Origin of the sequence: Streptomyces sp. NPDC090083 (assembly GCF_044747445.1) — a bacterium.
Classification (GTDB): Bacteria; Actinomycetota; Actinomycetes; order Streptomycetales; family Streptomycetaceae; genus Streptomyces.
Genome location: NZ_JBIVED010000016.1, coordinates 197,006 through 219,984, shown reverse-complemented (window position 1 = coordinate 219,984; position 22,979 = coordinate 197,006). Strand labels below are relative to the sequence as shown.

Here is a 22,979-nt window from a genome sequence, read left to right as displayed (position 1 = left end):
CCAGCTCTCCCTGCACTACGGCGCGGACGACCTCGGCTCGATCATGCTGGAGGAGAACGTCGTCTCCTCCGCCGGCGCCAAGCACCGCTCCAACCGCCTGGAGATCATCGACCTCATCCGCAAGGCGGGCCGGGTCCCCGCCCAGCGGACCACGACGTACGAGCACATCGTCGTCCACGACGACCCGGCGAACGACCCGGTCGACGAGCGCGTGATGTCCCACATCTCGTCCACGGCCATCGAAGGCGGCACGGCCCACCCGGAGTTGAAGCTCCTGTCGGCCAACTGACCAGCCCGTGCTGACGATTCACACCGCCGACCGGGGCGGGGCCGTCGCCGTCGAGGGCGCGAGGGTCGTGGGAGTGGGGACCCTGACGGAGATCCGGTCCCGCTTCCCCGGAGCCCGGGTGCGGAGTTGGCCGGGCACCCTCGGCCCCGCCCGCGTCCACGAGGGCCCCCTTCCGGACGCCCCGAGCCCACGCGAGCGGATCCACGCCGTGCTGAAGCTGGGCGCGGTGGCGGTGCTGGAGCGGTACGCCGACACCCCCGAACTCCGCGCGGCGGCCGCCCGGAACGACGTGGCCGTCCTGCCCGGCACCCACACACCGACCCTCCGCGAGACCGCCCGCGCCGACCTGGCCGTGTTCGACGACACCGGCGAATGCATCGCGACGGTATGCGCAGGCCGCCTGGTCCACAGACGCCGCTAGCCCGCCAGAAACACGTCCCCGCATCGTCACAGGGCTCAGCCCAACGCCCGATCTTTTCAGGGGCGCGACCCAGTGCCGCTCAGCTCAACGCCCAGTCTTTTAGGGGCGCGGGGCTGTGTCGTTGTGCGGCTCCGCCGCGAGGGCGCGACCCAGCGCCGCTCAGCTCAACGCCCAGTCTTTTAGGGGCGCGGGGAACTGCGCGACCAGCCACGACGCACCGTCACCCGAAGCCACACCGTCACTCACACCCGCACCCTCACTCAAGACCCCGTCACCCACCAAACGCCTCCCCGAACGCCCCCGCAGACTGCTTCACCCCACTGCAGTCGGTCGCCGCATCGTCGTCGGACGACCCACTCGCACACTGCTGGTCCCGGAACGTCGACCACATCGACACCCACGCAACCCGCTTCGACTCGGCGAACCCCCGCACCTGCGCCGCGTCCGAGAGGGAGAACGTCTCACCGGAGACGTCGTTCACCCCGAGCATCGACGTGAGCGCCATCCCCTGCCACGCCCCCGCGTCCGACAGCCCGAACACCTTCTTCAGCTGCGTGTGCGTGGCCTTCGCCGAGGTGATCGCGTAGTCGCCCATGTCGCCGGTGTAGGACTCCCCGTAGTTCATCGTCATGATGTTGACCGTGGAGACCGCGACCGCGTTGTCGTTGGCGGACTCCAGCAGCGCGAGACTGTCGGAGTCGAGACCGGACGGCATCACGGGCAGCGTGAAGGAGACCTTCAGGCCACTGCGTTCCTTCTGGAGCAGGGCTATCGCCTTGGAGCGCAGGGCGACCGACGCCGAGTCGGTCAGCGCGTCACCCTCGATGTCGAAGTCGGCCTGGGTCGAGCCCGCCGCGTCCAACGCCTCCCCGTACGCCTTTGCGAGCGCCGACGCACTCGTGCAGGTCTCCGCCAGCTCCTTGCCGGACGCCCCGCCGAAGGACACCCGGACGCTCGCCCCGGAGGTCTTCAGCGCCGAGATCCGGGACGTCACCGCCGAGTCGTCGAGCGCGGTCGTGCCGTTCCACTCCGGTGTGCAGCTGCTCCCCTCGGCGATGACGAAGGACAGGTTGTACGTCGACGCGGACCCCGCGCCGTCCATGGCGGAGGCGGTCGTGGCGCTGACGTAGGGCGCGTAGGCCGTTGCCGACGACGAGCCCGATGAGCCCGACGAGGCGGACGACGACGGTGTCGGGGCGGCGCTCCCGCCCGCTTCGAGGGCCGCTCCCGACGAGTCGTCGGAGCCCGAGGAGCATCCGGTGACCGTGAGGGCAAACAAGCAGGTGAGCCCGGCCGCCGGTTTCAGGAAACTCCTCATTGAGCATGCACCCTTTCCGTCTCGGGACGGTGATTTCTGTCTCAGGATGGAAACAGAGTCGGTTTCCGAAGCCTAAATGAACCACATGGGGCTGTGTCTTACGAAGACAGAAAAACCATAGGTAACCCACGGGAATCGACGAACGAAACGGTCAAGTCGGGCGGCGAAGCGGAGCATTGAGGACACTACCGACACCGGCCGTTCATAAGGCATTTCCTGGGTTCTCTAAGAGAAGGCACAGGCTGCGCCGTTTTTCTGGGCGGGCTCACAAGAGAAACAGAGTTTCGGTCACATAAAGCCCGCCTAATGTCTGGGGAATGCAATCCGAGTCCGCCATCGAAAACCGCGCCTCTGCGCGGGGTCGCCGCCGCAAAGCCGGCAACGGGTCCGCGGAAGGTCCCGTGTTCGTTGACAACTCCGGCCGCCGGTCAAAGGTGCTGCGCCGGATCGGCCTCCTCATGGGCGCCGTCTGCCTCGGGTACGCGTTCGTACTCGGCATGGCGTTCATGGGCTGGGGCATCTCGCTCAACCCCTCCTCGCTGCTGCCCTTCGGCGGCGGCCAGGCCGGTTCGGCTCCCGGCGGCGGCTACGGCCCCGACGGCGGCAGAGGCGGCGCGGCGCCCTCCGGTGTGCCGACCGGCGCCCCGACCGACATCCCCTCGGGCACCCCCACGGGTGCGGCCCCGTCCTCCTCAGCCACCGCACACTGACCGGAGCACCACCGCAGCCATGACTACGACGACTCCTTCGCGCGGGCGCCGGCGCGCCCCCACCCGGATGGAGCGCGCGGCCGGCAAGGCCGCCGCGCTCCAGCGACCCCGAGTGATCCTCGCCCTGCTGCTTCTGCTCGGTCTCACCTGTGTGATGCTGCTCGACGGCTACCTGCGCGCGGAAGTCGGCGGCGACCAGCGCGTCCGGGACGGCGCGAGCGCCGGCAAGGTCCCGGACAAGGTCCTCAACGGCGGCCCGATCCTGACCTTCCGGAACGGCAAGCCGGTCACCCAGACCATCCCGAAGAAGACCATCGTCCTCACCTTCGACGACGGCCCGAACCCCACGTACACCCCGACGGTCCTGAAGATCCTCAAGAAGTACGACGTGCCGGGCACGTTCTTCCTGGTGGGCTCGATGGTCTCGCGCTACCCGGGCATCGTGAAGCAGATGGTCGCGCAGGGCAACGAGGTCGGCATCCACACCTTCACCCACGTCGACCTGTCGTACCAGAGCGACGCCCGCGTCAAGCGGGAGATGGAGCAGACCCAGCTCGCGCTCGCGGGCGCGGCCGGGATCACCACCACGCTGTTCCGCGCGCCGTACTCCTCGGAGACGGACGCGATCGACAACTACAGCTACCCCGTCTACAAGAAGCTCGGCGCGTCCGGCTACACCAGCGTCTTCGTCGACACCGACAGCGACGACTGGAAGCAGCCGGGTGTCGCGAAGATCATCAAGTGGGCGACGCCGTCCGGGACTTCGGGCTCCTCGGTGCTCTTCCACGACGCCGGCGGGGTGCGCACGCAGACCATGAAGGCGCTGCCCCAGTACATCGAGAAGATGAAGGCGAAGGGCTACACGTTCACCACGGTGAGCGGCGCCATCGCCAAGAACAGCGCCGCCCGGCGGGCGAGCGGGACCGGCGCGGGTGCCGGGGCGGGCGCGACCGCGGGGACGGGCACCGGCACGGTCGAGGCCGGCGCCCAGCCGTCCGCGGCACCCTCCGCCGCACCCGCGGGCAACGGCAGGGCCCCGGTCGACTCGGCCGTCGGCGGCGCGGGCGGCACCGGGGGAGCGGGCGGCAACGGCTCCAGCAACGGGATCTCAGTCCTCCAGGGCGCCCACCGCGAGGCCACCGGCATGACCCTCTACGAGGGCAAGGCGCTCATCTACGCCGTCACCGTGGCGGAGTGGGTGGTGCCGGGACTCGCGGCGGGCCTGACGGTCGTCGGCATCGCCGTGATGAGCCGCTTCGGGATGATGCTGATCCTCGCCCGGCGCCACTACAGACAGCGCAACAAACGCAGGTTCAGCTGGGGACCGACCGTCACCCGCCCGGTGACCGTCATCGTCCCGGCGTACAACGAGAAGGAGTGCATCGCCAACACCCTTGAGTCGCTGGCGAAGAGCACCCACCCGATCGAGGTCATCGTCGTCGACGACGGCTCCTCGGACGGCACCTCCGAGATCGCCCGCGAGGCGGCCCGCTCCTTCGGCATGACGAACGTCCGGGTCATCCGCCAGGAGAACGCGGGCAAGCCCGCCGCCCTCAACAACGGTGTCCGCAGCGCGAGTTACGACATCGTCGTGATGATGGACGGCGACACCGTCTTCGAGCCCGACACCGTACGGCACCTCGTGCAGCCCTTCGCCGACCCCGAGGTCGGCGCGGTCGCGGGCAACGCCAAGGTCGGCAACCGCAACACGGTCATCGGCGCCTGGCAGCACATCGAGTACGTGATGGGCTTCAACCTCGACCGCCGCATGTACGACCTGCTGCGCTGCATGCCCACCATCCCGGGCGCGATCGGCGCGTTCCGCCGCGACGCGGTGCTCCAGGTCGGCGGCATGAGCGAGGACACCCTCGCCGAGGACACGGACATCACCATCGCCATGCACCGCGAGGGCTGGCGGGTCGTCTACCAGGAGCACGCCAAGGCCTGGACCGAGGCCCCCGCCTCCCTCAAGCAGCTCTGGTCGCAGCGCTACCGCTGGTCCTACGGCACCATGCAGGCCCTGTGGAAACACCGCAAGTCCCTGACGGACAAGGGTCCTTCGGGTCGCTTCGGCCGGGTCGGCATGCCTCTGGTGGTGATCTTCCAGATCATCACGCCGGTCTTCGCCCCGCTGATCGACGTCTTCACCGTCTACTCGATGATCTTCGTCGACTTCTGGGCGTCCCTCGCGATGTGGTTCGCGGTACTCGGCATCCAACTCCTGTGCGCGGCCTACGCGTTCAGGCTGGACCGGGAGAAGTACCGCTATCTCCTGATGATGCCGCTCCAGCAACTGGCCTACCGCCAGATGATGTACCTCGTCCTCATCCACTCCAGCATCACCGCCCTGACCGGCGGCCGGCTGCGCTGGCAGAAACTCAAGCGCACCGGCGAGGTCGGTACACCGGCGGGGGCGAGCTGATGAGCTGGGAACAGCAGCAGGGCCACGGCGGCGGCTATGTCCAGCCCCAACAGCCTTACGGTCACGACGGGTTCGGCGATCCGCAGCAGTACGGCCAGCACCCGCCGACCGCGCCGCAGCAGCAGCCGTACGCCCAACAGCCCTACGTCCAGCAGCCGTACGCCCAACAACCGTACGAGCAGCAGCAGTACGCCGACTACGGGCAGCCGCCGTACGCGACGGCGCCCCTCCCCGTCGTGGACCCGGAGCCGGACCCGGACCCGGACCCGGAGCCAGTGCCGGAGCCGGTGGCCGAGGAGGTCGTGGATGAGCCCGCGCTCGCGCCCCGAAAGGCGGGCCGGGACCGGTACTTCGACACCCTGCGGGCCGTCGCGCTGATCCGGGTCGTGACCTACCACACCTTCGGGTGGGCCTGGTGCGGGATGGTGTTCCCGTCGATGGGGATCATGTTCGGGCTGGCCGGGACGCTGATGGCGAAGTCGCTGGAGCGGCCCGCGTTCAAGGTGGTCAGGAGCCGGATGCGGAGGCTGCTGCCGCCGTTCTGGTTCTGGGGCTTCTTCGTGGTCGTCGCGATGATGATCCACGACTGGATGCCGGGCTGGCAGATCGTCTTCTGGATCGTGCCCGTCGGCGATCCGCCGGGCAACGCCTGGGGCACGCAGGCCTGGGAGATCCTCTGGTACCTGCGGACGTATCTGTGGTTCGTGATGCTCTCGCCCGCGCTGCTGTGGATCTTCCGCAAGGCGCCGATCCCGGTGCTGCTGCTGACCCTGGTGCCGATCGTCGTCCTGAAGTTCGTGTGGGCGGGGCCGGACAACCGCCTGGGCAACGAACTCTGGGACCTCTCGACGTACCTCTTCTGCTGGGTCCTCGGCTTCGCCCACCGCGACGGCGTGCTCCAGAGGCTGAAGCCCTTCCTGGTGGTCACGCTCTCGGTCGCCGCGATCGCCTTCGGCGGCTGGTACGCCTTCACGCACCAGGCCGAGGCCGGCGGCACCTACGACCTGGACGAGAGTCCGCTCGCCCAGGCCTATTGGTCGGCCGGCTACGTCATGCTGCTGATGTGGGCCAAGGCCTACTTCGCCATCGACTTCGCCTGGCTGACGCGCTTCAAGCGGCTCGACCGGATCGTCACGGTCTTCAACGCGCGGGCCGTGACCATCTACCTCTGGCACGAGATCGCGCTGGTGCTCGCGGTGCCGCTGACCGACCAGTTCTGGAAGGTGCCCGCCTTCGAGAAGTGGCTGCCGCTGGGCAGCCAGTGGTTCATGTTCGGCATCGGCTGGATCCTGATCGCCGTGTTCGTCCTGCTGTGCGGCTGGGTGGAGGACGTGGCCGGGAGGAAGAAACCCCGGTTGCTGCCGGGGTGAACCTGCGCGCTGCGGGCCGGGCGCCTTCGGGATGCCCGGCCCGTGCTGACACAATGGGCCGGTGACCCGCGCATCCCTGGACAAGCAGCCGCACGAAGTCGCCTCGATGTTCGACGACGTGGCGGAACGGTACGACCTCACCAACGACGTGCTGTCGCTGGGCCAGGACCGCCGATGGCGCAAGGAGGTCACCCGGGCGGTCGACGCCCGCCCCGCGCAGAAGATCCTGGACCTGGCCGCCGGTACGGCCACCTCCTCGCTCCCCTTCGCCCGCAGCGGCGCCTATGTCGTCCCCTGCGACTTCTCCCTCGGCATGCTCCAGGTCGGCAAGAAGCGCCACCCCTGGCTGCCGCTCACGGCCGGCGACGCGACGAGGCTGCCGTTCAAGGACGACACGTTCGACGCCGTGACCATCTCCTTCGGGCTGCGCAACGTGCAGGACACCGACACCGCGCTGCGTGAGCTGTACCGGGTGACCAAGCCCGGCGGCCGTGTGGTGATCTGCGAGTTCTCGCACCCGACCTGGGCGCCGTTCCGCACGGTCTACACCGAGTACCTGATGCGCGCGCTGCCGCCGGTCGCCCGCGCGGTCTCCTCGAACCCGGACGCGTACGTCTACCTCGCCGAGTCCATCCGCGCCTGGCCCGACCAGCCCGCGCTGGCCGAGCGGCTGCGCAAGGCCGGCTGGTCGAAGGTGGCGTACCGCAACCTGAGCGGCGGGATCGTGGCCCTCCACCGCGGCTTCAAGCAGGCCTGAGCCCGGCCTTCGGGTACGGCGACCCGAGCACGTCCTCGGGCAGGGGTCCTTGCTACGGCCCCGGGTACGTGCCCTGTGGACGGCTTCAGGGCCTGCGGTCGGGGTCCGTCGCCCGGGTCCCGCTACCCGAGCACCTCGGCGTACGGGTCGCCCGGCGGCTCGTCCAGCTCGCGCCGCATTCCGCCGCCCGGGGGCCGGGGGATGCGCGGCTCGCGCATGCCGCCCCCGCCGTCGCCCTCACCGAAGTCGCACCAGACGTAGACCACGGAGTCCCGCGGTACCTCGGCGTCGGGCTGCGGGTACTGCCGTACGACGTAGTCGACGACGGCGAGATGGAAGTCGGGGCGGTCCGGAGAGTTGATGAAGAGCCCGCGCGACCGGGCCGTCTCGCGCGCGTCCACGGCCATCAGACCGACGAGCCGTGGCACGCGCACTTCGGGTGTTTTGGGTGTTATGCGCACAGATGTCACCCCCAGCGGTACTCGAAGGGTAACCCCGGTCCGCCCCCGGCCGGAAGCGTCAAGTGTCTTTCTGTAGCGAATGGTTACCCTGGGTTACAGTTCGAGCCGGTAGCAGTGGCCCTCCTCCTCGCGGGTGGGCGTGGTGAAGACCTCGGCGAGGTGCATGCCCAGCCGCCGGGTCACCGCGATCGACCGCGTGTTGCGGGCCAGGACCATCGCCACCACGCTCGGCACCCCGGCCGCCCGCACCCGCTCCAGGGTCGTCTCGGCCGCCGCCGTGGCATACCCCTGGCCCCAGAACTCCCGCCCCAGCCGCCACCCGATCTCGATCTCGCCCGTCGGCCCCCACGCGTGCGGCCACGGCTGGGCGCCGGTGAAGCCGATGACCCGGTCCTCGGCGTCGAGCATCGTCCACAGGCAGAAACCGCGTTCCGCGTCGTGCCGGCGCTGGCGGGCGGTCAACTCCTCGTAGACGGACAGCTCCGCGGTCCTGCCGCCGTGGAACTCCATGACATCGGGGTGGTCGAAGGCCCGGTGCCAGGCGAAGGCGTCCTCGTCGGTGGGGACACGGAGCCGTACTGCGGGGAGAGCTCGGTTCACGGGGCAGCCCTTCAGCCTGGTGATCAGTGGCGCTGAATAGACTGCCCATGTCCAGTGCCGGTCGGCACGCAGATTCCGAACTTGGGGAGATCCCGCCGTGACCGAGCCCCTCTCCGAAAACACCGCCGATGTGATCGTCGTCGGCGCGGGGCCAGCCGGCTCCGCCACCGCCTACCACCTCGCCAAGTCCGGACTCGACGTCCTCCTGCTGGAGAAGACCGAGTTCCCGCGCGAGAAGGTCTGCGGCGACGGCCTCACCCCGCGCGCCACCAAGCAGCTCGTGGGCATGGGCATCGACATCTCCGAGGAGGCCGGCTGGCTGCGCAACAAGGGCCTGCGGATCATCGGCGGGGGTGTGCGCCTCCAGTTGGACTGGCCCGATCTCGCCTCCTTCCCGGACTACGGCCTCGTCCGCAAGCGCGACGACTTCGACGAGCAGCTCGCCCACAACGCCCAGAAGGCCGGTGCCCGCCTCTACGAGCGCTGCAACGTCGGCGCCCCGATCATCGACGAGCGCACCGGCCGGATCACCGGCGTCCACGCCAAGCTCGGCGAGGAGAAACGCGAAGTCACCTTCCACGCGCCCCTGGTGGTCGCCGCCGACGGCAACTCCACCCGGCTCTCCCTCGCGATGGGCCTGCACCGCCGCGAGGACCGCCCGATGGGCGTCGCCGTCCGGACGTACTTCACCTCGCCCCGCCACGACGACGACTACCTGGAGTCCTGGCTGGAGCTGTGGGACCGCCGCGGCGCCGAGGACCGCCTGCTGCCCGGCTACGGCTGGATCTTCGGCATGGGCGACGGCACCTCGAACGTCGGCCTCGGTGTCCTCAACACCTCCGACTCCTTCAAGGAGCTGGACTGGCGCGAGGTGCTGAAGGCGTGGTGCGCGTCCATGCCCGAGGACTGGGGGTACACCCCCGAAAACATGACCGGCCCGATCCGCGGCGCCGCCCTCCCGATGGCCTTCAACCGTCAACCTCACTACACGAAGGGGCTGCTGCTCGTCGGCGACGCCGGCGGCCTGGTGAACCCCTTCAACGGCGAGGGCATCGCCTACGCCATGGAGTCCGGCCAGATCGCCGCCGACGTCATCGTCCAGGCCCACGCCCGCGCCACCCCGTCCCAGCGCGAACTCGCCCTGCAGCGCTACCCGCAGGTCCTCAAGGACACCTACGGCGGCTACTACACGCTGGGCCGCGCCTTCGTGAAGCTCATCGGCAATCCGAAGGTCATGAAGATCGCGGCCCAGCGCGGCCTGACGCACCCGCTGCTGATGAAGTTCACCCTGAAGATGCTGGCCAACCTCACCGACCCGACGGGCGGCGACGCGATGGACCGCATCATCAACGGCCTGAGCAAGGTGGCACCGAAGGCGTAGCGGCAGCCGCGGGTCGCGACTCGGGGCTCGGGCCGGCGACGGGGGCCGGGCCTACCGCCGCGAGGCGGTCAGTCGCCGAGTGCGGCGGTCTTGGCGGCCCGGCGGGCGAACACCTCGTCGCGCCGGTCCGCCATCTGCCGCAGCGCCTCCCTGCGGTCGCGCTTGGAGAGGCGGTCCAGATACACCTGGCCGTCGACGTGGTCGGTCTCGTGGGCGAGGCAGCGCGCGAAGTACCCCGTGCCCTCGATCACCAGCGGGTCGCCGTGCTTGTCGAGCCCGCGCACCACCGCCCGGTCCGGCCGCGGCACGTCCATCACGGCGCCCGGTACCGACAGGCAGCCCTCGCCCTCGTCGAGCAGCCGCCGCCCGGCGGGGTCGAGCGGGTCGAGGACCGGGTTGACGATGTGTCCGACATGTCGGACACCGTCGTCGTCGAGGCAGTCGTACACGAACAGGCGCAGATCGACGCCCACTTGGTTGGCCGCGAGGCCGGCTCCGTCGGCGATGTACATGGTGAGGAACATGTCGTCGATGAGCGCGGCGAGGTCGGGCCCGAACTCGGTGACGTCCCGGCACGGGCGGTGCAGGACCCCCTCGCCGACCTCGGTGACGCGCCGCACCGAGCCGCGGCGGGCGTCGGGCGCGGGCCGGGGATGGGAGTCGACGGGGCTGCCCTGGACGAAGACACGAGGCATGGATTGCTCTCTTCCGGTTTGACGTCCGGCGTACTGGTTAGCCGAACTGGAGAAGAGAGCCTGTCAGGGAAGCGGCGAACTCCGGTAGTGGGAACGCCCCGTGGGTCCGGGGTGACCGGAGGACACGCCGAGGGGACCGCTGCCCCCGAGCGGCAGCGGTCCCATGCTCACGGCGTCGTGCGCGGGCTCAGAGCACCCGCACCGCACCGGTCGGCATGTCGTAGGACAGCGGCCGCTCCACGATGCCGGTGGAGGGGTTCTGCGCGCCGACGAACATGCCGTCGCCCACGTACACCGCCACGTGGTAGGCGCTGCCCGCGCTGCCCCAGTACAGGATGTCGCCGGCCTGCAGGTTGCTCAGGGAGACCTGAGTACCGGCGGTCGACTGGTCCTGGGAGACACGCGGCAGGCTGATGCCCACCTGCTTGAAGGCGGCGCCGACGAGTCCCGAACAGTCGTAGGCGCTGGGGCCGGTGGCGCCCAGGACGTACGACTTGCCGATCTGCGCCTTCACGAAGGACACGATGGCCGCGGCCGAACCGGTGGCCGTCGACGAGCCGGTGCTCGTGGACGCGCTCGTGGTCGTCGCCGCGGACAGGGTGGTCCGCTCGGAGCTGCGCGAGGCCGCGCGCTCCGCAGCGGCCTTGCGAGCGGCCTCCTGGGCCGCCTTCTTCTTGGCCTCCGCCTTCTTCTTGGCGTCGGCGAGGTCCGCCTTCGCCTGCTTCGCGGCATTCGCGGCGGCCGTGTCACGCTCCGCCTGCAGCTGGTAGTTCGCCGCGGCCTGCTGGGTGGCCGCTGCGGACTGGGCGACCTGGGTGGCCAGGTCGGCGGTCAGGGTGGGCAGTTGCAGGGTCTGTGTCGTCTCAGCAGCGTTGGCCGAGGCTGCACCCGCCGCCGCCATGCTGAGTACGCCACCGGCAACTCCGGCCCGCACGGCGATGTTCGTCGTCGCGCTGCGGCGGGGTTTCCGGTGGCTGCGTATGTGAGCGGTGTGGGACATGAGACCAACCGGTATCAGGGGCTCCTCCATACCTTCAAGAAACGTGTGCTGCGCCACAATTGTTCAACGGGCGTCATCAACCCCGGGTGTGTCGTTCCTTATTGACGCCGTAACGGACATTGCGGACCTGGGCGATCAGGCCCGTGATCACGGTCTTTCGTCGGTACGTCCGAATTGCCCGCTGCTTACCACCTGTTGGGACCGGTGGCCAAGCCCCGTTCTCATGGGCCTCTCATGAGTGTGGCGGAGGTCACGGAACGGTTACCGGAATGCGTGCGTCCTGCGCGGGTGCCGCCGGCGGGTGACTTCGTGAACGCGCGCACGCGTCCACACCGTGTCGCGCGCCTCCCTCTGATGTGTGAACGCGCTTCCTCTATCAAGCCGCCACGTCCAACTCCAATTTGCATGCAAGGGAACCCTCTTGATATTGAGACGACCCCTTCGGCCTGCGGTGACGAGCGCGAATGTCACCTCTCGTGATCACTCGGACGCTTCGCGTGCGAAGATCACCGCTCATCCGGCTTGATGATCGTTCGTCAGGTGGTGGAGATCACAAAGCTTGTGCAATACCCCGTGTCGCAGATCACAGAGCGCCGGGCATAAGATGCGAGGCAGTTGGGCTTGTGACCTGCTTCACATGTTCGCGATCTTCGTTGGGACGAACGGGGATTGAGGGGCACGTGGGCCGGAAGCGGACCCGATGCCATCGCCAGCAGTCAGTGCCGACTGAGAGGAGCGAGGAGCGGTGAACGCGTATGCGCCCATCCTCGTACTGGGAGCCCTCGGGGCAGGCTTTGCGATCTTCTCCGTGGTCATGGCCACGCTGATCGGTCCGAAGCGGTACAACCGGGCCAAGCTCGAAGCGTACGAGTGCGGCATCGAGCCGACCCCCACGCCGGCCGGCGGCGGGCGCTTCCCCATCAAGTACTACCTGACGGCGATGCTCTTCATCGTCTTCGACATCGAGATCGTCTTCCTCTACCCCTGGGCCGTCACCTTCGACGCCCTGGGTGTTTTCGGGCTCGTGGAGATGCTGCTCTTCGTGCTCACCGTCTTCGTCGCGTACGCGTACGTATGGCGGCGCGGCGGCCTGGAATGGGACTGAGGGGCCTTACACCATGGGACTCGAAGAAAAGCTGCCGAGCGGTTTCCTGCTGACGACCGTCGAGCAGGCCGCGGGCTGGGTGCGCAAGGCGTCCGTCTTCCCGGCCACGTTCGGCCTCGCCTGCTGCGCCATCGAGATGATGACGACCGGCGCCGGACGCTACGACCTGGCGCGCTTCGGCATGGAGGTCTTCCGCGGATCTCCCCGCCAGGCGGACCTGATGATCGTCGCGGGCCGGGTCAGCCAGAAGATGGCGCCGGTACTGCGGCAGGTCTACGACCAGATGCCGAACCCCAAGTGGGTCATCTCCATGGGCGTGTGCGCCTCGTCGGGCGGCATGTTCAACAACTACGCGATCGTGCAGGGCGTCGACCACATCGTCCCGGTCGACATCTACCTCCCGGGCTGTCCGCCACGGCCCGAGATGCTGATGGACGCGATCCTCAAGCTCCACCAGAAGATCCAGTCCTCCAAGCTCGGCGTGAACGCCGAGGAGGCGGCCCGTGAGGCGGAGGAGGCGGCGCTCAAGGCACTGCCCACCATCGAGATGAAGGGCCTGCTGCGGTGAGTGACGCGAACGGCACCAACGGAGCCGACCCGGAGCAGGATCCGGGCGCCTCCAACCTCCCCAGCCCGCGCGGCGAGGGCGAGGAGATCCGCGTCCAGCGCGGCATGTTCGGCGCCAACAACGGCGGCGACACCTCCGGCTACGGCGGCCTGGTCCGCTCGGTCCGCCTCCCGGGAGCCGCCAGCCGGCCCTACGGCGGCTGGTTCGACGAGGTCGCCGACGAACTGGAGGGCGCCCTGGAGGAACAGGGCCTGCTGCCCGGCAACGCGATCGAGAAGACGGTCGTCGACCGCGACGAGGTCACCTTCCACGTCGAGCGCGAGCACCTGGTCCGCGTCGCCCGGACCCTGCGCGACGACCCGGCCCTGCGCTTCGAGCTCTGCACCGGCGTCGGTGCGGTGCACTACCCGCACGACAAGGGCCGCGAGCTGCACGCCGTCTACCACCTGCGCTCGATCACCCACAACCGGCTGATCCGCCTCGAAGTCAGCGCCCCGGACAGTGATCCGCACATCCCGTCCCTGGTCGCGGTCTATCCGACCAACGACTGGCACGAGCGCGAGACGTACGACTTCTTCGGGATCGTCTTCGACGGTCACCCGGCCCTGACGCGGATCATGATGCCGGACGACTGGCAGGGCCACCCGCAGCGCAAGGACTACCCCCTCGGCGGCATCGCCGTCGAGTACAAGGGCGCCCAGATCCCGGCTCCGGACCAGCGGAGGTCGTACTCGTGAGCACGCAGTCAGCATCCGCCTCCGCCGCCTCGGCGCGCGAGACCACCGAAGGCACCGTATATACGGTCACCGGTGGCGACTGGGACGAGGTCGTCCAGTCCGCGGCCAAGGCCGACGACGAACGCATCGTCGTCAACATGGGGCCCCAGCACCCCTCCACGCACGGGGTGCTCCGCCTGATCCTGGAGATCGACGGCGAGACGGTCACCGAGGCCCGCTGCGGCATCGGCTACCTCCACACCGGAATCGAGAAGAACCTCGAGTACCGCACGTGGACGCAGGGCACCACGTTCGTGACGCGCATGGACTACCTGACGTCCTTCTTCAACGAGACCGCCTACTGTCTCGCCGTCGAGAAGCTCCTCGGCGTGGAGGACCAGATCACCGAGCGGGCGAAGATCATCCGGGTGCTCCTGATGGAGCTGAACCGGATGTCCTCCCACCTGGTGTGCATCGCCACCGGCGGCATGGAGCTCGGCGCCACCACGATCATGATCTACGGATTCCGCGATCGTGAAATGATTCTCGACATCTACGAGCTCATCACGGGCCTGCGGATGAACCACGCGTACATCCGCCCCGGCGGACTCGCCCAGGACCTGCCGCCCGGCGCGGTGGACCAGATCCGCGAGTTCGTCAAGAAGATGAAGAAGAACCTCCCCGAGTACGACAAGCTCGCCACCGGGAACCCCATCTTCAAGGCCCGTATGCAGGACGTCGGTTACCTCGACCTGGCCGGCTGCATGGCGCTCGGCGCCACCGGCCCGATCCTGCGCTCCACCGGCCTGCCGCACGACCTGCGCAAGGCGCAGCCGTACTGCGACTACGAGACGTACGACTTCGACGTCCCGACCGCCGACACCTGCGACTCCTACGGCCGCTTCCTCATCCGTCTCGAGGAGATGCGCCAGTCGCTCCGGATCGTCGAGCAGTGTCTGGACCGGCTGCAGCCCGGCCCGGTCATGGTCGCCGACAAGAAGATCGCCTGGCCCGCCCAACTCGCGCTCGGGCCGGACGGGTTGGGCAACTCGCTCGACCACATCAAGCAGATCATGGGCACCTCCATGGAGGCCCTGATCCACCACTTCAAGCTGGTGACCGAAGGCTTCCGCGTGCCGCCGGGACAGGCGTACGCGGCGGTCGAGTCGCCCAAGGGCGAACTCGGGGTGCACGCCGTGTCCGACGGAGGCACCCGCCCCTACCGGGTCCACTTCAGGGACCCGTCCTTCACCAACCTTCAGGCCATGGCGGCGATGTGCGAGGGCGGCCAGGTCGCCGACGTCATCGTCGCCGTCGCGTCCATCGACCCCGTGATGGGAGGCGTCGACCGGTGACCACCAGTTCCTCGGAGCAGGGCGTCAGTCTGGGTATGCCCCAACTGCCCGCGCCCGCCTACCCGGACGATGTCCGGGCCCGGCTGGAGGCCGACGGGCGGGAGATCATCGCCCGCTACCCGGACTCCCGCTCGGCCCTCCTGCCGTTGCTGCACCTCGTGCAGGCGGAAGAGGGGCATGTCACGCGCACGGGACAGCAGTTCTGCGCGGAACTGCTGGGGCTGACCACGGCCGAGGTCGCCGCCGTGGCGACCTTCTACTCCATGTACCGGCGGCGGCCGAGCGGTGACTACCAGGTCGGGGTCTGCACCAACACCCTGTGCGCGGTGATGGGCGGCGACGCGATCTTCGAGTCCCTCCAGGAGCACCTGGGCGTCGGCAACGGTGAGACCACCGACGACGGCAAGGTCACCCTGGAGCACATCGAGTGCAACGCGGCCTGCGACTTCGCGCCCGTCGTGATGGTCAACTGGGAGTTCTTCGACAACCAGACCCCCGCCAGCGCCCGGCGCCTCGTCGACGACCTGCGTGCGGGCGCCGCGGTGGAGCCCACGCGCGGGGCGCCGATGTGCACCTTCAAGGAGACCGCGCGGATTCTCGCCGGCTTCCCCGACGAGCGGCCAGGGGCCGTCGAGGCGAGCGGCGGTGCGGGACCCGCGTCACTGGTGGGCCTCCGCCTGGCCAAGGGAGAGACCGCACCCGCGCGCGTGGTCCATCCGCGGGGCTCCGGTGCTCCGCAGGACGAGTCGCCGACGACCGAGCACCTCAGTTCGCACGACGCGCCGCAGGACACGTCGGCCTCCGACCCCGACCACCCGGCGGGGCCTGTCGCCGAGGAGGGGGAGTGATGACCTTGGCACCCGAACTGAAAGACCACAGCCCCGAGAAGCTGCTCGCACCCGTGCTGTCGGCCTTCTGGGACGAGGACGAGTCCTGGACTCTGGACACGTACCGGAGGCACGAGGGATACGAGGGGCTCCGCAAGGCGCTCGCGATGTCGCCGGACGACCTCATCGCGTATGTGAAGGACTCCGGTCTGCGCGGTCGCGGTGGCGCCGGCTTCCCCACCGGAATGAAATGGCAATTCATTCCCCAAGGGGATGGAAAACCGCACTATCTAGTTGTCAACGCCGACGAGTCGGAGCCCGGGACCTGTAAGGACATCCCGCTCCTGTTCGCCAACCCGCATAGCCTCATCGAGGGCATTGTCATCGCGTGTTATGCCATCAGGTCGTCTCATGCCTTCATCTATCTGCGTGGTGAAGTAGTCCCCGTATTGCGGCGGTTGCACGAGGCCGTGCGCGAGGCCTACGCGGCCGGCTTCCTCGGCGAGAACATCCTGGGCAGCGGACTCGATCTCCAGCTCACCGTGCACGCGGGTGCGGGCGCGTACATCTGTGGCGAGGAGACCGCGCTGCTCGACTCGCTCGAAGGCCGCCGCGGTCAACCGCGGCTCCGTCCCCCTTTCCCTGCGGTCGCGGGCCTCTATGCGTGCCCGACTGTCGTGAATAACGTCGAGTCGATCGCGTCAGTTCCCGCCATTCTGCAAAAAGGCAAGGAATGGTTCAGGTCGATGGGCAGCGAGAAGTCCCCGGGCTTCACGCTCTACTCGCTCAGCGGCCATGTCACCACTCCCGGTCAGTACGAGGCGCCGCTCGGCATCACACTCCGCCAGCTGCTCGACATGAGCGGCGGGATGCGGGCCGGACACCGCCTCAAGTTCTGGACGCCGGGCGGGTCCTCCACGCCGATGTTCACCGACGAGCACCTCGACGTCCCTCTTGACTACGAAGGAGTCGGTGCCGCGGGTTCCATGCTCGGCACCAAGGCTCTGCAATGTTTCGACGAGACGACCTGCGTGGTGCGAGCCGTCACCCGCTGGACCGAGTTCTACGCCCACGAGTCCTGCGGCAAGTGCACACCGTGCCGTGAAGGGACGTACTGGCTCGTGCAGTTGCTGCGCGACATCGAGGCCGGCAAGGGCGTCATGTCCGACCTCGACAAGCTGAACGACATCGCCGACAACATCAACGGCAAGTCCTTCTGCGCCCTCGGCGACGGCGCCGCCTCGCCGATCTTCTCCTCGCTCAAGTACTTCCGCGAGGAGTACGAGCAGCACATCACGGGCCGGGGCTGCCCCTTCGACCCGGCCAAGTCCACGGCCTGGGCCGACCGCACGGAGGTGAACGCATGACGGTGACCACGAACGCCCCCTCGGGAGGGGGCGAAGCGGCGGTCCCGCCCGAGGATCTCGTCTCGCTGACGATCGACGGCGCCGAGATCAGCGTGCCCAAGGGCACCCTGGTCATCCGCGCCGCCGAGCAACTCGGCATCGAGGTGCCCCGGTTCTGCGACCATCCCCTCCTCGACCCGGTCGGCGCCTGCCGCCAGTGCATCGTCGAGGTCGAGGGCCAGCGCAAACCGATGGCGTCCTGCACGATCACGTGCACGGACGGCATGGTCGTCAAGACCCAGCTCACCTCGCCGGTCGCGGAGAAGTCGCAGCACGGTGTGATGGAGCTGCTGCTCATCAACCACCCGCTGGACTGCCCGGTCTGCGACAAGGGCGGCGAGTGCCCCCTGCAGAACCAGGCGATGTCCCACGGCAACGCCGAGTCCCGCTTCGAGGGCCGGAAGCGGACCTACGAGAAGCCCGTCCCGATCTCCACCCAGGTGCTGCTGGACCGCGAGCGGTGCGTGCTGTGCGCGCGCTGCACCCGCTTCTCCAACCAGATCGCGGGCGACCCGATGATCGAGATGGTCGAGCGGGGCGCGCTCCAGCAGATCGGCACCGGTGAGGGCGACCCCTTCGAGTCGTACTTCTCCGGGAACACCATCCAGATCTGCCCGGTGGGCGCGCTGACCTCGGCGGCGTACCGATTCCGCTCCCGCCCCTTCGACCTGGTCTCCACGCCCTCGGTGTGCGAGCACTGCGCCGGGGGCTGCGCGACCCGCACCGACCACCGGCGCGGCAAGGTCATGCGGCGGCTGGCCGCCGTGGACCCCGAGGTCAACGAGGAGTGGGTCTGCGACAAGGGGCGCTTCGCCTTCCGGTACGCGCAGCAGCGCGACCGGCTGCAGACGCCCCTCGTGCGGAACGCGGACGGCGTCCTGGCGCCCGCGTCCTGGCCGGAGGCCCTGGAGGCCGCCGCCCAGGGGCTGTCGGCCGCGCGGGGCCGCACCGGTGTGCTGACCGGCGGTCGCCTCACCATCGAGGACGCCTACGCGTACAGCAAGTTCGCGCGCGTGGCGCTCGACACGAACGACATCGACTTCCGCGCGCGCGTGCACAGCAGCGAGGAGGCCGACTTCCTGGCCGCCCGGGTCGCGGGCCGCGGCCAGGACCTCGACGGCAACGGCGTCACGTACACCTCCCTGGAGAAGGCGCCCGCCGTTCTGCTGGTCGGGTTCGAGTCCGAGGAGGAGGCGCCCGGCGTCTTCCTGCGGCTGCGCAAGGCCGCACGCAAGCACGGTCAGCGGGTGTTCTCGCTCGCCACCCACGCCACGCGCGGTCTGGAGAAGGCGGGCGGCACGCTGCTGCCGGCGGCTCCCGGTACCGAGACCGAGTGGCTGGACGCGCTCGCGAGCGGCGTCGGTCTTGAGGACGACGGCGCGAGTGCTTCGGAGGCGTTGCGCTCCGAGGGCGCGGTGATCGTCGTCGGCGAGCGGCTGGCCGCCGTCGCCGGGGGTCTGACCGCCGCCGTACGGGCCGCGTTCGCGACCGGGTCCCAGCTGGTGTGGATTCCGCGCCGGGCCGGGGAACGGGGTGCGATCGAGGCAGGCGCGCTGCCGTCGCTGCTGCCGGGCGGTCGTCCGGCCACCGACCCGCGCGCGCGTGAGGAGGTCGCCGCCGCCTGGGGCGTCGCCGAACTCCCGCACCGCTACGGCCGCGACGCCGGTCAGATCGTGGAGGCCGCCGCCGGTGGTGAGCTGCGGGCGCTGGTCGTCGCCGGGGTGGAGGCGGGCGATCTGCCCGATCCGGCACGCACGCGTGCGGCTCTGCACGAAGTGGGCTTCCTGGTGTCGCTCGAACTGCGGCCCAGCGAGGTTACCGAACACGCCGACGTGGTGTTCCCGGTCGCGGCGGTCGCCGAGAAGGCGGGCACCTTCCTCAACTGGGAGGGCAGGGTCCGCTTCTTCGACGCGGCGCTCAAGCCCGACCAGATGACCCGCACCCTGGCCCCCACCGACGCCCGCGTCCTGCAGATGCTGGCCGACGCCATGGACGTACACCTGGGTCTGCCCGATCTGCGCACCACGCGCGCGGAGTTGGACCGGCTCGGTGCCTGGGACGGGCCGCGGGCCAGTGATCCGCTGGAGACCGCGGGCGTGCTGCCCCGGCCGGCCGCCGGGGAGGCCGTGCTCGCCGGGCACCGGCTGCTGCTCGACCAGGGCGCGCTCCAGGAGGGCGACGAAGCGCTCGCCGGCACCCGGCACGCCGCCCACGCGCGCGTGTCGGCCGCCACGGCCGCCGAGGCGGGCGTCAAGGACGGCGACGCGCTGGCCGTGACCGGCGGCTCCGGAACCGTCGAACTCCCGCTGCGGATCACCGAGATGCCCGACCGGGTGGTCTGGCTCCCGCTGAACTCCATCGGCGGGGGCGTCGCCTCCGACACCGGGGCGCTGCCCGGCGCACTCGTCCGCATCGGCCCGGCGAAGCCCGTCGCCGAAGCCCCCAAGGAGGTGGAGGCATGAGCCCGTACCCGTACCTCGCTGCCGAAGACCTCTCGATGTTCGGCCGCGACCCCTGGTGGCTGGTCGTCGTCAAGGCGGTGTTCTGCTTCGCCTTCCTGATGATCACCGTGCTGTTCTCGATCGTCTGGGAACGCAAGGTCGTCGCCTGGATGCAGCTGCGCATCGGTCCCAACCGGCACGGCCCCTGGGGCATGCTCCAGTCGCTCGCCGACGGCGTGAAGCTGATGCTCAAGGAAGACCTGATCGTCAAGCGCGCGGACAAGCTGATCTACATCCTCGCGCCGGTCGTCGCGGCCATCCCGGCCTTCATGGCGATCGCGGTGATCCCCTTCGGGCCCGCCGACAACGAGGTGTCGATCTTCGGCCACCGCACCACGATGCAGCTCACCGACCTCCCGATCGCGATGCTCTACATCCTCGCGGTCGCCTCGGTCGGCATCTACGGCATCGTGCTCGCCGGCTGGAGCTCCGGCTCCACGTACCCGCTGCTCGGCGGTCTGCGGTCCTGCGCGCAGATGATCTCCTACGAGATCGCGATGGGCGCCGCGTTCGCATCGGTGTTCCTCTACTCCGGGTCGATGTCGACGTCGACGATCGTTGAACAACAGCACGACCGCTGGTACATCATCCTGCTGCCGGTCTCGTTCATCATCTACGTCGTCACGATGGTCGGGGAGACCAACCGCGCCCCCTTCGACATGCCGGAGTCCGAGGGCGACCTGGTCGGCGGCTTCAACACCGAGTACTCGTCGATCAAGTTCGCGCTCTTCATGCTCGCCGAGTACGTGAACATGGTGACGGTCTCCGCGGTGTCGACCACGCTCTTCCTGGGCGGCTGGCGGGCTCCGTGGCCGATCAGCTCCTTCTGGGAGGGCGCGAACCACGGCTGGTGGCCGATGCTCTGGTTCGTCATCAAGGTCCAGCTGCTGCTGTTCTTCTTCATCTGGCTCCGCGGCACCCTCCCGCGCGTGCGCTACGACCAGCTGATGAAGCTCGGCTGGAAGGTCCTCATCCCGGTCTCCGTGGTCTGGCTGATGCTCGTCGCGACCGTACGGACCCTGAAGAACGAGAACTACGACTTCGCCGACATCGCCCTCTACGTCGGCGGCGGCGTGCTCGTCCTGCTGTTGCTGTCCTTCATCGCGGACATGTTCCGCCAGAAGGCCAAGGACGACGCGCAACTGGCCGAGGAACCGGCCGGGTTCGACGCGATGGCGGGCGGATTCCCCGTACCGCCGCTGCCGGGACAGGAGTTGCCTCCGGTGCCGCGGCGCCCCTCGCGCCGCGAGCGGGAGTTGATTGTCAGTGGTGGGCCGGACACTGGCAGTGACGGATCCCTGGATGGAAAGGAGGCGTCCGATGGCTGAGGAGCCCAAGGAGACCAAACCCGGTTTCCAGAACCCCGTGGCCGGCTTCGGCGTGACCTTCAAGGCCATGTTCAAGAAGCGGCTGACCGAGCAGTACCCGGAGCAGGAGAAGACCACCGCCCCCCGGTTCCACGGACGGCACCAGCTCAACCGCCATCCGGACGGCCTGGAGAAGTGCGTCGGCTGCGAGCTGTGCGCCTGGGCCTGCCCCGCCGACGCCATCTACGTGGAGGGCGCCGACAACACCGACGAGGAGCGCTACTCGCCGGGCGAGCGGTACGGCCGCGTCTACCAGATCAACTACGCCCGCTGCATCCTGTGCGGCCTGTGCATCGAGGCGTGCCCCACGCGCGCGTTGACGATGACCAACGAGTTCGAGCTGGCGGACAGCAGCCGCGCCAACCTCATCTACACCAAGGAACAGCTGCTGGCGGGCCTTGAGGACACCATGGTCGACAGCCCGCACGCCATCTACCCGGGGATGGACGAACAGGACTACTACCGGGGCCTGGTGACGGAGGCCGCGCCCGGCACGGTGCCCCAAGTGGCCGTCTCCAAGGGTGAGAAGCCCGAGGAAGAGGGGGTGGAAGCATGAGCCCGCAGTCCGTCGCCGCCGCCTACTCCACCTCCACCGGCGAGGCCTTCCAGTTCTGGATCCTCGGCACGGTCGCGGTGATCGGCGCCCTGTCCACCGTTCTCATGAAGAGGGCCGTGCACAGTGCGCTGTCCCTCGCCGGGACCATGATCATCCTGGCGGTGTTCTACCTCGCCAACGGCGCCTACTTCCTGGGCATCGTGCAGATCGTCGTCTACACCGGCGCGATCATGATGCTGTTCCTCTTCGTGGTGATGCTGGTCGGCGTCACGGCCGCCGACTCCCTGACGGAGACCATCAAGGGCCAGCGCTGGCTGGCCCTTCTCTGTGGGCTCGGTTTCGGCATCCTGCTCCTCGCGGGCATCGGCAACGCCTCGCTCACCCAGTTCGGCGGCCTGAGCACGGCCAACGCCAACGGCAACGTGGAGGGCCTGGCCGCCCTCATCTTCACGAAGTACGTGTTCGCCTTCGAGATCACCGGCGCCCTGCTGATCACGGCCGCCGTCGGCGCCATGGTGCTCACGCACCGCGAGCGCACCGAGCGGGCCAAGACCCAGCGCGAACTGTCCGAGCAGCGCGTCCGCGAGGGCAAGCACGTCCCGCCGCTCCCCGCTCCGGGTGTCTACGCCCGGCACAACGCGGTGGACATCGCGGGCCTGCTGCCCGACGGCACCCCGTCCGAGCTCACGGTCAGCAAGACGCTCCGCGACCGCGGCCAGCTCCGTGACGTGTCCAGCGAGGCGCTCGACGATCTGCGGGCCCTGGAGCAGCGCGCCGAGGAGCGCCTGGAGCGGACCGAGATCGAGCCGGCGAGCCTCAAGCGGACCGAGGAGGCGTCGAAGTGAACCCCGTCAACTACCTCTATCTCTCCGCCCTGTTGTTCACGATCGGCGCCACCGGAGTGCTGATCAGGCGGAACGCGATCGTCGTGTTCATGTGCATCGAGCTGATGCTCAACGCCTGCAACCTCGCGTTCGTCACCTTCTCCCGGATGCACGGCAATCTCGACGGTCAGGTCATCGCCTTCTTCACGATGGTCGTCGCCGCCGCGGAGGTCGTGGTCGGGCTCGCGATCATCGTGTCGCTGTTCCGTTCCCGCCACTCGGCCTCGGTCGACGACGCCAGCCTGATGAAGCTCTGAGGGGTCGCTGAAT

The 22,979-nt window shown here is 69.0% G+C and carries 22 protein-coding genes and 1 pseudogene; 18 read left to right on the top strand and 5 right to left on the bottom strand.

Features of this window, described 5'->3' with window-relative positions:
• Together ACIPTO_RS39525 and ACIPTO_RS39520 are read left to right on the top strand one after the other, a co-directional pair.
• Positions 1–289, top strand: a pseudogene (locus ACIPTO_RS39525) (dehypoxanthine futalosine cyclase); the annotation flags it as partial.
• A 7-nt stretch (positions 290–296) separates the two neighbouring features.
• Positions 297–710: an imidazolonepropionase-like domain-containing protein gene (locus ACIPTO_RS39520; RefSeq protein ID WP_401200042.1), complete on the top strand. Its 414-nt coding sequence runs from the start codon at positions 297–299 to the stop codon at positions 708–710.
• Between the two features lie 271 nt (positions 711–981).
• On the opposite strand, the gene ACIPTO_RS39515 is transcribed toward ACIPTO_RS39520, so the two are convergent.
• The gene (locus ACIPTO_RS39515) at positions 982–2,028 is read right to left on the bottom strand and encodes a chitinase (RefSeq protein WP_366324667.1); all 1,047 of its coding nucleotides are present in this window, start codon (positions 2,026–2,028) and stop codon (positions 982–984) included.
• Positions 2,029–2,429: 401 nt separating this feature from the next.
• Between ACIPTO_RS39515 and ACIPTO_RS39510 the strand changes: the two genes are divergently transcribed.
• From ACIPTO_RS39510 to ACIPTO_RS39495, 4 genes are all read left to right on the top strand, one after another.
• Entirely contained in the window at positions 2,430–2,738 is a 309-nt protein-coding gene (locus ACIPTO_RS39510) for a hypothetical protein (protein ID WP_366324669.1), read from the top strand.
• A 19-nt stretch (positions 2,739–2,757) separates the two neighbouring features.
• The gene (locus ACIPTO_RS39505) at positions 2,758–5,160 is read left to right on the top strand and encodes a bifunctional polysaccharide deacetylase/glycosyltransferase family 2 protein (RefSeq protein WP_366324671.1); all 2,403 of its coding nucleotides are present in this window, start codon (positions 2,758–2,760) and stop codon (positions 5,158–5,160) included.
• Positions 5,160–6,530: an acyltransferase gene (locus ACIPTO_RS39500; RefSeq protein ID WP_401200037.1), complete on the top strand. Its 1,371-nt coding sequence runs from the start codon at positions 5,160–5,162 to the stop codon at positions 6,528–6,530. Before ACIPTO_RS39505 ends, ACIPTO_RS39500 begins: the two co-directional genes overlap by 1 nt.
• A 61-nt stretch (positions 6,531–6,591) precedes the next feature.
• A complete protein-coding gene (locus ACIPTO_RS39495) occupies positions 6,592–7,287 on the top strand; it encodes a demethylmenaquinone methyltransferase (RefSeq protein ID WP_366324674.1) in 696 nt (231 codons plus the stop codon).
• 122 nt (positions 7,288–7,409) lie between these two features.
• Here ACIPTO_RS39495 and ACIPTO_RS39490 read toward each other — a convergent pair whose 3' ends face one another.
• Complete coding sequence (locus tag ACIPTO_RS39490; RefSeq protein ID WP_366324676.1) at positions 7,410–7,721, bottom strand: PASTA domain-containing protein; 312 nt, start codon at positions 7,719–7,721, stop codon at positions 7,410–7,412.
• A 120-nt stretch (positions 7,722–7,841) separates the two neighbouring features.
• Entirely contained in the window at positions 7,842–8,348 is a 507-nt protein-coding gene (locus ACIPTO_RS39485) for a GNAT family N-acetyltransferase (protein ID WP_366324678.1), read from the bottom strand.
• Positions 8,349–8,445: 97 nt separating this feature from the next.
• On the opposite strand from ACIPTO_RS39485, the gene ACIPTO_RS39480 reads away from it, so the two are divergent.
• Positions 8,446–9,729, top strand: a complete 1,284-nt coding sequence (locus tag ACIPTO_RS39480) for a geranylgeranyl reductase family protein (RefSeq protein ID WP_366324680.1) — start codon at positions 8,446–8,448, stop codon at positions 9,727–9,729.
• 68 nt (positions 9,730–9,797) lie between these two features.
• On the opposite strand, the gene def is transcribed toward ACIPTO_RS39480, so the two are convergent.
• Positions 9,798–10,424 (bottom strand): peptide deformylase, encoded by a 627-nt coding sequence (gene def, locus ACIPTO_RS39475; RefSeq protein ID WP_401200031.1) that lies wholly within the window; start codon positions 10,422–10,424, stop codon positions 9,798–9,800.
• A 187-nt stretch (positions 10,425–10,611) separates the two neighbouring features.
• A complete protein-coding gene (locus ACIPTO_RS39470; RefSeq protein WP_366324684.1) occupies positions 10,612–11,424 on the bottom strand; it encodes an NlpC/P60 family protein in 813 nt (270 codons plus the stop codon).
• Between the two features lie 745 nt (positions 11,425–12,169).
• On the opposite strand from ACIPTO_RS39470, the gene ACIPTO_RS39465 reads away from it, so the two are divergent.
• Genes ACIPTO_RS39465 through nuoK form a run of 11 tightly spaced genes read left to right on the top strand, consistent with a single transcriptional unit; the run spans position 12,170 to position 22,966 of the window.
• Complete coding sequence (locus tag ACIPTO_RS39465; protein WP_007383963.1) at positions 12,170–12,529, top strand: NADH-quinone oxidoreductase subunit A; 360 nt, start codon at positions 12,170–12,172, stop codon at positions 12,527–12,529.
• 13 nt (positions 12,530–12,542) lie between these two features.
• Positions 12,543–13,097, top strand: coding sequence for an NADH-quinone oxidoreductase subunit B family protein (locus ACIPTO_RS39460; protein ID WP_007383964.1), 555 nt, complete (start codon positions 12,543–12,545; stop codon positions 13,095–13,097).
• Positions 13,094–13,834 carry an NADH-quinone oxidoreductase subunit C gene (locus tag ACIPTO_RS39455; RefSeq protein WP_401200027.1) on the top strand — a complete coding sequence of 247 codons (741 nt, stop codon included), beginning with the start codon at positions 13,094–13,096 and terminating at the stop codon, positions 13,832–13,834. Before ACIPTO_RS39460 ends, ACIPTO_RS39455 begins: the two co-directional genes overlap by 4 nt.
• Entirely contained in the window at positions 13,831–15,168 is a 1,338-nt protein-coding gene (locus ACIPTO_RS39450; RefSeq protein ID WP_366324688.1) for an NADH-quinone oxidoreductase subunit D, read from the top strand. The genes ACIPTO_RS39455 and ACIPTO_RS39450 overlap by 4 nt, the downstream gene beginning before the upstream one ends.
• Positions 15,165–16,016 carry an NADH-quinone oxidoreductase subunit NuoE gene (nuoE, locus tag ACIPTO_RS39445; protein ID WP_366324690.1) on the top strand — a complete coding sequence of 284 codons (852 nt, stop codon included), beginning with the start codon at positions 15,165–15,167 and terminating at the stop codon, positions 16,014–16,016. Before ACIPTO_RS39450 ends, nuoE begins: the two co-directional genes overlap by 4 nt.
• Complete coding sequence (gene nuoF / locus ACIPTO_RS39440) at positions 16,016–17,362, top strand: NADH-quinone oxidoreductase subunit NuoF (RefSeq protein ID WP_384881347.1); 1,347 nt, start codon at positions 16,016–16,018, stop codon at positions 17,360–17,362. The genes nuoE and nuoF overlap by 1 nt, the downstream gene beginning before the upstream one ends.
• On the top strand, positions 17,359–19,863 hold the full coding sequence (locus ACIPTO_RS39435) for an NADH-quinone oxidoreductase subunit G (protein ID WP_401200023.1): 2,505 nt from the start codon (positions 17,359–17,361) through the stop codon (positions 19,861–19,863). The genes nuoF and ACIPTO_RS39435 overlap by 4 nt, the downstream gene beginning before the upstream one ends.
• Positions 19,860–21,230 (top strand): NADH-quinone oxidoreductase subunit NuoH, encoded by a 1,371-nt coding sequence (gene nuoH, locus ACIPTO_RS39430; protein WP_366324694.1) that lies wholly within the window; start codon positions 19,860–19,862, stop codon positions 21,228–21,230. The genes ACIPTO_RS39435 and nuoH overlap by 4 nt, the downstream gene beginning before the upstream one ends.
• Positions 21,223–21,825: an NADH-quinone oxidoreductase subunit NuoI gene (gene nuoI / locus ACIPTO_RS39425; protein ID WP_366324696.1), complete on the top strand. Its 603-nt coding sequence runs from the start codon at positions 21,223–21,225 to the stop codon at positions 21,823–21,825. Before nuoH ends, nuoI begins: the two co-directional genes overlap by 8 nt.
• Positions 21,822–22,670 (top strand): NADH-quinone oxidoreductase subunit J, encoded by an 849-nt coding sequence (locus ACIPTO_RS39420; RefSeq protein WP_366324698.1) that lies wholly within the window; start codon positions 21,822–21,824, stop codon positions 22,668–22,670. The genes nuoI and ACIPTO_RS39420 overlap by 4 nt, the downstream gene beginning before the upstream one ends.
• Positions 22,667–22,966 (top strand): NADH-quinone oxidoreductase subunit NuoK, encoded by a 300-nt coding sequence (nuoK, locus tag ACIPTO_RS39415; protein ID WP_016437642.1) that lies wholly within the window; start codon positions 22,667–22,669, stop codon positions 22,964–22,966. The genes ACIPTO_RS39420 and nuoK overlap by 4 nt, the downstream gene beginning before the upstream one ends.
• Positions 22,967–22,979 lie beyond the last annotated feature (13 nt).

Bases quoted from the DNA above. Each gene is read 5' to 3' on its own strand.
- nuoF (WP_384881347.1), top strand. From the start codon at position 16,016: ATGACCTTGGCACCCGAACTGAAAGACCACAGCCCCGAGAAGCTGCTC.
- ACIPTO_RS39500 (WP_401200037.1), top strand. From the start codon at position 5,160: ATGAGCTGGGAACAGCAGCAGGGCCACGGCGGCGGCTATGTCCAGCCC.
- def (WP_401200031.1), bottom strand. From the start codon at position 10,424: ATGCCTCGTGTCTTCGTCCAGGGCAGCCCCGTCGACTCCCATCCCCGG.
- ACIPTO_RS39460 (WP_007383964.1), top strand. From the start codon at position 12,543: ATGGGACTCGAAGAAAAGCTGCCGAGCGGTTTCCTGCTGACGACCGTC.
- ACIPTO_RS39420 (WP_366324698.1), top strand. From the start codon at position 21,822: ATGAGCCCGCAGTCCGTCGCCGCCGCCTACTCCACCTCCACCGGCGAG.
- ACIPTO_RS39435 (WP_401200023.1), top strand. From the start codon at position 17,359: ATGACGGTGACCACGAACGCCCCCTCGGGAGGGGGCGAAGCGGCGGTC.
- ACIPTO_RS39505 (WP_366324671.1), top strand. From the start codon at position 2,758: ATGACTACGACGACTCCTTCGCGCGGGCGCCGGCGCGCCCCCACCCGG.
- ACIPTO_RS39470 (WP_366324684.1), bottom strand. From the start codon at position 11,424: ATGTCCCACACCGCTCACATACGCAGCCACCGGAAACCCCGCCGCAGC.
- ACIPTO_RS39515 (WP_366324667.1), bottom strand. From the start codon at position 2,028: ATGAGGAGTTTCCTGAAACCGGCGGCCGGGCTCACCTGCTTGTTTGCC.
- nuoI (WP_366324696.1), top strand. From the start codon at position 21,223: ATGGCTGAGGAGCCCAAGGAGACCAAACCCGGTTTCCAGAACCCCGTG.
- nuoH (WP_366324694.1), top strand. From the start codon at position 19,860: ATGAGCCCGTACCCGTACCTCGCTGCCGAAGACCTCTCGATGTTCGGC.